General features: G+C 64.5%; 8 protein-coding genes and 1 pseudogene. 2 read left to right on the top strand and 7 right to left on the bottom strand.

The features are described 5' to 3' along the window. From JNK99_RS03790 to JNK99_RS03765, 6 genes are all read right to left on the bottom strand, one after another. The coding region (locus JNK99_RS03790) for a phasin family protein (RefSeq protein ID WP_291848835.1) at positions 1 to 373 on the bottom strand (373 nt) is incomplete at its 3' end. 218 nt (positions 374 to 591) lie between these two features. Continuing rightward, positions 592 to 1,143 carry a phasin family protein gene (locus tag JNK99_RS03785; RefSeq protein ID WP_291848833.1) on the bottom strand — a complete coding sequence of 184 codons (552 nt, stop codon included), beginning with the start codon at positions 1,141 to 1,143 and terminating at the stop codon, positions 592 to 594. A 364-nt stretch (positions 1,144 to 1,507) separates the two neighbouring features. Beyond that, positions 1,508 to 2,116 carry a lipopolysaccharide transport periplasmic protein LptA gene (gene lptA / locus JNK99_RS03780; protein WP_291848829.1) on the bottom strand — a complete coding sequence of 203 codons (609 nt, stop codon included), beginning with the start codon at positions 2,114 to 2,116 and terminating at the stop codon, positions 1,508 to 1,510. Further along, positions 2,113 to 2,709, bottom strand: a complete 597-nt coding sequence (gene lptC, locus JNK99_RS03775) for an LPS export ABC transporter periplasmic protein LptC (protein WP_291848827.1) — start codon at positions 2,707 to 2,709, stop codon at positions 2,113 to 2,115. Before lptC ends, lptA begins: the two co-directional genes overlap by 4 nt. Beyond that, on the bottom strand, positions 2,706 to 3,254 hold the full coding sequence (locus tag JNK99_RS03770; RefSeq protein WP_291848825.1) for an HAD family hydrolase: 549 nt from the start codon (positions 3,252 to 3,254) through the stop codon (positions 2,706 to 2,708). Before JNK99_RS03770 ends, lptC begins: the two co-directional genes overlap by 4 nt. Continuing rightward, positions 3,254 to 4,237 carry a KpsF/GutQ family sugar-phosphate isomerase gene (locus JNK99_RS03765; protein ID WP_291848822.1) on the bottom strand — a complete coding sequence of 328 codons (984 nt, stop codon included), beginning with the start codon at positions 4,235 to 4,237 and terminating at the stop codon, positions 3,254 to 3,256. Before JNK99_RS03765 ends, JNK99_RS03770 begins: the two co-directional genes overlap by 1 nt. Positions 4,238 to 4,350: 113 nt before the next feature. On the opposite strand from JNK99_RS03765, the gene JNK99_RS03760 reads away from it, so the two are divergent. Next, on the top strand, positions 4,351 to 6,318 hold the full coding sequence (locus JNK99_RS03760; protein ID WP_291848838.1) for a monovalent cation:proton antiporter family protein: 1,968 nt from the start codon (positions 4,351 to 4,353) through the stop codon (positions 6,316 to 6,318). A gap of 58 nt (positions 6,319 to 6,376) precedes the next feature. Here the strand turns inward: JNK99_RS03760 and JNK99_RS03755 are convergent, their stop codons facing one another. Continuing rightward, entirely contained in the window at positions 6,377 to 7,084 is a 708-nt protein-coding gene (locus JNK99_RS03755) for a prepilin-type N-terminal cleavage/methylation domain-containing protein (protein WP_291848819.1), read from the bottom strand. A gap of 281 nt (positions 7,085 to 7,365) precedes the next feature. On the opposite strand from JNK99_RS03755, the pseudogene JNK99_RS03750 reads away from it, so the two are divergent. Further along, positions 7,366 to 8,130, top strand: a pseudogene (locus JNK99_RS03750) (hypothetical protein); the annotation flags it as partial.

Here is an 8,130-nt window from a genome sequence, read left to right as displayed (position 1 = left end):
GCGAAGCCAGGCCGGTCTTTTCGATCAGGCCGGTAGCGGTGTGCCGCGCGTTGCTGTACTGATCTTCCATCACCGAGGTGATTTCGCGCTGCATGTTGGCCGACAGGTCGTAGAGGTTGCGGGCATATTCCATCAGCTTGTCGACGTTGGGGCGGGCGATCGAGCCGGCGATGTCGCCGAGTTCTTTCGGGTCCTTGACGCCGAGCAACTGCTGCGCGCCGTTGGCGCTGCTGTTGAACAGCTCGCGGCTGGCCGCGAGGTTGAGGGCGGACAACTGCTCCAGACCGTGGAAAGCGGTGCGAACCAGGGTCATCATGACCTGCGCGTTGGCTTTCTGGCTCTCGGCGAGTTTTTCGAGATCGATGGTGTTCATAAATACCTCCGTGGTAGTAAGACGGGTACCGGACCGATGAAGCCTGGTCTGCCCTGTGCAAGACCGCGCACCGTCCGGGTGTTCAAGTTTGGGCTCGGGTGATCTGGTTGCCGCGTGGCGAGCGCCAACGAAGAAACCCCCGAAGCGTGCCGGGGGTCCTTCAGCCACTCTGCAACGGGACCACGCGCGCGGTCCCGTCAGTCAGTCCCCGGAGCAGCCTACTTCTTGGCAGCCGCGGCGGTGGCACCCACCGCCTTGACGGTGGCGTTGGTCGCGGCCGCAACGTTGGCTTCGGCGATGTCGGCGACCTGCCTGGCCGCCTTGTTCATGCTGTCGAAAGCCGAGGTGGCGGCGGCGACGGCAGACTTGACGGCATTGACCGCGACGTCGGAACCGGCCGGCGCATTCTTAGTGGCTTTCTCGAGCAGCGCGAGAACCTGCTTCTGGAAGTCGTTGAACTGGGCTTCGAGCAGCTTGGAGATCTCTTCCTTCGACTGGGCCGAAATCTCATAGACACTGCGCGTATAGGCGACGGCCTTTTCGAGGCCGGGCTGGGCCAGCGAGGCCTGCAGCGCGAAGAATTCCTGCGCGTCCTTGGCGCCCAGCATCGCCTTGGCGTTGGCAACGCCGTCCTCGAGCATCGAGCGGGCAGTATTCAGGTTGAGGGCGGCGATACGCTCGGCGCTGGCCAGTGCGGTATTGGCGAGAGTCAGCATTGCATCAACGGAAGCCTTGTTGGCGGCAGCGAATTGTTCGGGGGTGTTGAACATGGAAATCTCCTCTAAAAAGTATGGATACAACACAACATGTGCAATGTTTAACTCACCGACCGTCGCGCCCTGCGGCGCCGCGATCTTTTGTTGCACTGCACCATGCGCTGAATTATAGGCCTCTGCGCCACCTTGTCAACTGTTTTTTGCTGCACCGCACCAAACTCGCCGTATGACCGGGTTTAAGGCATTCTTATTCATCTCGAATGGGTATTGCGGGTGGCGGGGCAGGCTGCTGTGCCGCAGCATGCCTGATCGATCGCCGGGCCGCGGTCATGCGACGTGATGGCGCTTCGGCGCGCGCCGGCGGACCGGCAGGCGGCCTGGCTCGCCCGACCGCTGCAGGATGCGGCGGGTGGCGATTTCAGTCGGCGCGCGGCGTGGTCTTGGTGGCCGGTTTGAGGTTGAGCGGCTCGCCCTTCTTGTCCGGCGTGGCGTCAGTCTTCGCCTTGGGCTGAATGATCGCGCGCACCCGTGCCTGTGCGGTGCCGGTGGCACTCTTGCTGTCGCCCGCACGGGTGGTGACCAGGAACTTCTCGTTCAACGCATCGTAGGAAATGTACTGCCCTTTCACCTCGTCGAGGCCATTGCGGACCCAGGCGCGATTGAAGAACTGGGTGGTTTCGCTGCGCGCGTCGTGTTCGATACGCTCGGCCTCACCTTCCATGTACTGGTCCACACCCTCGCGCTTCTGCCTGAAGCGTGCCAGTCCGTTGGCACCACCGGTCGCCGTCGCTTTCTGGAAGCCATCGGCGTCCTGGGTGACCACCAGCCGGCTGGTGCGCAGTTCCATCGTGCCCTGGATCAGCACCGCATTGCCCTCGAGCGTCTGCACCTTGTTCAGGTCATCGATGCTCAGACGGTCGGCTTCGAGGTGAATCGGTTTTTCGCGGTCCGCGCGCTCGGCTTGTGCCGACGGCGAAACGGCGGCCAGCAGGCCGCTCACACAGGCGCAGCAAAAGATCTTGTTCATGTCTTGGGTTTCTTCTTCCTGGCGAAAGGACTTTCGATCTGTCCGGTGACCTCGGATTCCAGCAGGTAGGTCTGCAGCTTGTTGTCGATCTGCAGACCAACCCCCTGCACCCATGAATTGCCCTGGGTGATGAGTACCTTGCTCTTGGTAAAGGCTTTCTGTTCATCGGTCAGGACCGTCAGCTCGGACATCTCGGCCACCAGCTCCGCGTTCTTGCCGCTGGCGGCGCGCCTGACCTCGACCTGCTCATGCAGGTCCACCCGCTCCGCCTGCTTGTTGCCTACCGCATGTTCGGCGCGGATGGTCACCGGCGGCTTCTGCGCATGCAGGTAAACCAGGCGCGGCTGCCGCAGCTCGGTCGTTTCGTCGTCGGGAAAGTGACGAATCTCTTCGGCCACGATGGTGTACTGCAGCTTGCCCGAGGCATCGAGCTTGTGACCACGGGCATCGCTGATGATCACGTCAGGGTCATGACGATTCTTGCCGTCGCGCGCCGAATCGGGCAGTTCGGTCGCATAGCGCAACCAGGTCGTCAACACGGCGAGCACCAGCAGGATGCCCAGTGGCAACAGTGCCGTGCTCCACTTCTTCATGGTTCGCCCGTTCCCAGGTACGGCGCCAGCGCCGCCGCCAGCCTCTCCTGCGTTTCGAGAATGAACTCGCAGACCTCGCGTACCGCCCCTCGACCACCGCCGCGCTCACAGGTCAGCCAGGCCCGGGCGCGCACCAGCGGATGCCCATCATTCGGCGCAGCCGAGAAGCCGCAGGCCAGCATCAGCGGCAGGTCGGGCAGATCGTCGCCCATGTAACCCGCCTGCTCGGGAGTCAGACCGAGTTCGGCGAGCAGGGAGTGCATTTGTGCCAGCTTGTTCTCGACCCCCTGGTAAAGGTGATCGATGCCGAGGTTTTCGGCGCGCAACTCGACGCAGCGGGCCCGCCGTCCGGTGATGATGGCAACCGTGATGCCGGCCTGCCCGAGCATCTTGAGTCCATGTCCATCGAGCGTGTTGAAGGCCTTGATCTCGACTCCCTGATCGGTATAGAAGAGCGCGCCATCGGTCAGCACCCCGTCGACGTCGAAAGCCATCAGCTTCAGCCGGCGGGCACGCCCCCGCGCCTGTTCGAGTGCATCGCCCATCAGATCACCTTGGCCTTGAAGAGGTCGTGCATGTTGAGCGCCCCGACCAGCACACCATTGTCGTCGACCACCGGCAACTGGTTGATCTTGTACTCCTCCATCATCGCGACGGCCTCGACGGCCAGCCGGTCGGGAGCGATCGAACGGGGTCGCTGCCCCATGATGTCGCTGGCCGCCAGAGTACGCGGATCGAGGTTCCGGGCAAACGCCCGGCGCAGGTCGCCATCGGTGACGATTCCGATGACGTGGCGTTCCGGGGTGACGACGGCGGTCATGCCGATACCACCACGGGACATCTCCAGGATGGTGTCGGGCAGACGCGTTGCGGGAGAAACCGCCGGCACCGCCGCGCCAACACGCATGACGTCGCGCACATGGGTCAGCAGCCGGCGGCCGAGTGAACCACCCGGGTGGGAGCGTGCGAAATCCTCGGCGCCGAAGCCGCGCGAATCGAGCAGGGCAACCGCCAGCGCGTCACCCAGAGCAAGCGCCGCGGTGGTGCTGGCGGTCGGCGCCAGATTGAGCGGGCAGGCCTCCTGGGCGACCGCGGCATCGAGGTGCACGTCGGATTCGATGGCCAGCGACGATTGCGGATTGCCGGTCATGCTGATCAGGCGGGCTCCCTGGCGCTTGATGATCGGCACGATGGTCAGCAGTTCGACGCTCTCGCCGGAGTTGGAGAGGGCGATCAGAACGTCGTCGCGGGTGATCATCCCGAGGTCGCCATGGCTGGCCTCGGCAGGATGAACGAAGTACGCGGGGGTACCGGTACTGGCCAGGGTGGAGGCGATCTTGCGCCCGACGTGCCCGGATTTTCCCATGCCGCTGACGATCACCCGTCCATGGCAATTGAGGATCAGCAGCAGCGCCTGCAGGAATTCGCCGCCAATACGTCCGGCCAGCGCCAGCACCGCGTCGGCTTCGATTCGCATCACCTGGCGGGCCAGGTCGAGCGCCTTGGTGGACGGCTGTATTTGGCTCATGAGGTGGCAGCGATTATCATGCGGCGAGTATAGCAGAAGGCCCCGGCGCACTCACCTCGCTCCGCCACCCAGGGGCGCCCGGCATGCCCAACGAAAACCACGCACAGGAAAGCATGGAGACGCTGCCAACCATTCTCATGTTGCTCGGGGCATCGGTCTGCTCGGTGATCGTCTTTCGCGCGGTCAACCTGCCGCCGGTGCTCGGTTACCTGCTGGTCGGCACCCTGATCGGGCCGCATGCGCTCAACCTGGTGGACGGGTTTGTCGGAGCACAGCATCTGGCCGAATTCGGTGTTGTCTTCCTGATGTTCTCGATCGGCCTCGAGTTCTCCCTGCCCAAGCTGCACGCCATGAAGCGCATCGTCTTCGGGCTCGGCCTGCTGCAGGTGCTGCTGTCGCTGCTGCTGGTGTGCGCCATCGCCGTCGCCCTGGGACTGAGCTGGCAGAGCGGGATAGCGCTGGGTGGCGCGCTGGCCATGTCGTCTACCGCGGTGCTCACCAAACTGCTCAGCGAGCGCCTCGAACTCGATTCGCCGCACGGCCGCGAAGTGATGGGCGTGCTGCTCTTCCAGGATCTGGCGGTGGTGCCACTGCTGATCCTCATCCCGTCGTTCTCCGAATCACCCGAGCAGATGGCGACCCGGCTCGGCCTGGCGGCGCTCAAGGCCGTGCTGGTTCTCTCCGTGGTGCTCTTCCTCGGCCAGCGGTTGATGAACCAGTGGTTCTTCATCGTCGCGCGCGGCAAGTCCGCCGAGCTGTTCATGCTCAACGTGCTGCTCGTCACCCTGGGCCTCGCCTATCTGACCGAACTGGCGGGACTCTCCCTGGCGCTTGGCGCCTTCGTCGCCGGCATCCTGATTTCGGAGACCCAGTACCGGCATCACGTGGAGGAAGACATCAAGCCTTTTCGTGATGTGCTGATGGGGCTGTTCTTCATCACCATCGGGATGCTGCTCGACGCACCGCTGGTGCTGGCCAACGCGCCGCTGGTGCTGGGCGTCCTCGCCGCCCTCCTGACCCTGAAATTCGCGCTGATGGTGGGCCTGTCGCGCCTGTTCGGCGCGACACCCGGCAACGCGCTGCGCACTGGACTGTGGTTGTGCGCCGGCGGCGAATTCGGCTTTGTCCTGCTCTCGCTGATGGGCCCGCTGGGCCTGGTACCCCCGCTCGCCCTACAGGCGGTGCTCGCCGCCCTGGTGCTCTCGATGCTGCTGGCCCCGGTGATCGTGCACTACAGCAACCGGATCGTCCTGCGCTTCGCGGCCAGCGAATGGCTGATGCGCTCGATGCAACTGACCCGGCTCGCCGCACAGACGATCAACACCGAAAAGCACGTGGTGATCTGCGGTTATGGCCGCAGTGGGCAGCACCTGGCGCGTTTCATGGAACAGGAAGCGGTGACCTACGTCGCCCTCGACCTCGATCCCGAACGTATCCGTGAAGCGGCAGCGGCCGGCGAGAACGTCATCTTCGGTGACGCAACCCGCCGCGAGACGCTGCTGGCGGCCGGTGTCAGCCGGGCCAGCGTGCTGATCATCGCTTTCGCCGACACGCGGGCCGCGGCACGCGTTCTCGAGCACCTGCGCGGCCTCGCGCCGGAGCTGCCGGTCGTGGCGCGCACACTCGACGAGCGGGACATCCGGCCCCTGCAGCAGGCCGGCGCCGCGGAGGTCGTGCCGGAAACCCTCGAAGCAAGCATGGTGCTGGCGGCTCACGCGCTGCGTCACGTCGGCGTGCCGACGATCCAGGTGGTCGAGCGTTTCCAGCAAACGCGACGGGCCGGCTATCGGACCCTGCGCGGCTTCTTTCCCGGCAAAAGCGACCTCGAAGAGGAAACCATCGGTGGCGAAGAGGCACGACTCCATTCGATTCTGCTCGTCGCGGGGGCGCATGCGGTTGGACGCACCCTGGCCGAATTGGCAATGCAGCAACTCGGTGTCGAGGTGACGGCGGTTCGCCGGCGCAACATTCGGGCACTCGAACCTTCGGCCGAAACCCGTTTTCGCACCGGCGACGTGGTCGTGCTGCTCGGCCCGCCCGCGGCGCTGGCGGCCGCCGAGCAGCGCCTGCTCCAGGGGTGAACGAGCGAAACCCGCCGCAGCGGGCTTCGTCGATGGTTCGCGCGGCGGCTTCTGCGTTTCAGAACGCTGCGCAGACGGTGTACTGGGTGCCGTCGTTAATCGCTGTCGTGGCGACAGCGGCCGTGCCACGCGCCGCCCCGGCGACCACCACCTGCACCGACCCGCCGGCGGTGTTGCCGTCGTCCATCGTCGTATCGATCTGCCTGACGTAGCGACCGAGAATGCCGGCCGAACAGACAAAGAACGAACCGCGCGTCAGCGTCGAGATGTAAGGCGCGAGCGCGACGCCACTCATCTCGATGCCGATGAAACCGCCATCGGCATTGCGCGGCCGGAAGGCGGTGTCGGCCAGCGCGGTCGGACCAGTGGTCAGGTTGGCCAGACGGACATGCTGCCAGAAGACCGAGGTTTCATCGGTTGCCACCCCGGCGCCACTGGCATTGCCGGCATCCCAGGTGCCATCGATGCGCCCGTTGTTGAGGGCGCAACTGGCTCCCGCTGGCGTGCAGGGCGCGCCAGCGGCGACGCCGAACGCGTTGTCCAGTTGCGCCTGGGTCTGGTCACCGGGGAAGACCTTGAAGCGGTCCTGGTAGGCATACACCAGGCTGGAAACGCTGCGGAAGTCACCGATCATGTTCTTGACCTTGGCGCTGTTGATCAGCTCCTGCCCCTTGAGCACCCCGCCCAGCAGCAGGCCGATGATGACGAGTACAATGGCAATCTCCACCAGGGTGAAGCCCGACTGTTGTTGCTTGAACTGGTTCATTTGGTTCTCCTCACCGTGTCGACTACTGCAGTCTGCACAAGCACTTTTCGTGCCAGGCAAATGATGGCGATTTGGCCCCCCACAGACTGCAGAACTGTCGATTTTTCGACACTGTTGTCCAGAGTCAGACTGCCGGGAATGACTGATCAAGACCTTTGCGACCACCCATACCACGACCCCGTGGCTTGCCATGCGCTCCCCTGTCGCCGGCACGCAGGCAGCACGCGTCGGTTGCTGCGAGAACGGCGGCCTGCACCGTGGTGCCTCGCGTGGGGCACCGGATGACCCTGCTGCAGCGCCTCGGCATGGCCCTGCGCCAGCGCCAGCGCTGGCTGCTGATCTCCCTGCTCTTCGTCCTGCATCTGGCACTGGTGTCTGGCGCGGGCTCGACGATCGGTCTGCTCTGCTGGCTGGTGAATGTGGGACTGTTCATCCTCTGGCAGCCCTTCATCTACGCCGAGCGAAAGGTCGATTTCAGCGGCCTGGCGGTGATCGGCCTGATGCTTGCCTGCGGTGCCGTCTGGTACGGCTGGTGGTTGCTGATCGTCTGGGTGGTGATGCTGGCTGCTCTGGTTGGTGGTCGGGTGATGTTCATCGATCATCGCCCGACACGCATGTTCTACCTGATCGCCTTTGCCTACCTGCTGGCGGCGCTGCTTTTCTGGCTGGTGCCCCAGGTGGTGCCCGATGCGCTGCTCAGCGGCCCGTCGCTCGATCGCGAGTTTGCCTGGGGCATGCCGACCTTCCTGGTGGCGATGACGCTGCTCCCCTTGTCGCAGGAAAGCGACCGGCCAGGCGGTGCGATGGTCGACCTGTTCTACAGCCTGTTCATCTTTCTCCTGATCGCCGTTCTGGTGCTCGGCAGCCTGGCGTTCATGCTCCTGCGCCAGTCGGGATATTTCGAAGCGGTGATCAGCACGCTGGTCTCGATCGCACTCCTCCTGTTGCTGATCGGCTGGACCTGGAACACCCGTCCGGGCTACACCGGCATCGATGTCTTCTTCTCGCGCTACCTGCTGACCATCGGCCTGCCCTTCGAGCGCTGG

Origin of the sequence: Accumulibacter sp., from assembly GCF_016789985.1 — a bacterium.
Lineage (GTDB): Bacteria > Pseudomonadota > Gammaproteobacteria > Burkholderiales > Rhodocyclaceae > Accumulibacter.
Note: the sequence above shows the minus strand (reverse complement) of the source record. Positions and strands in the feature narration are given on the sequence as shown.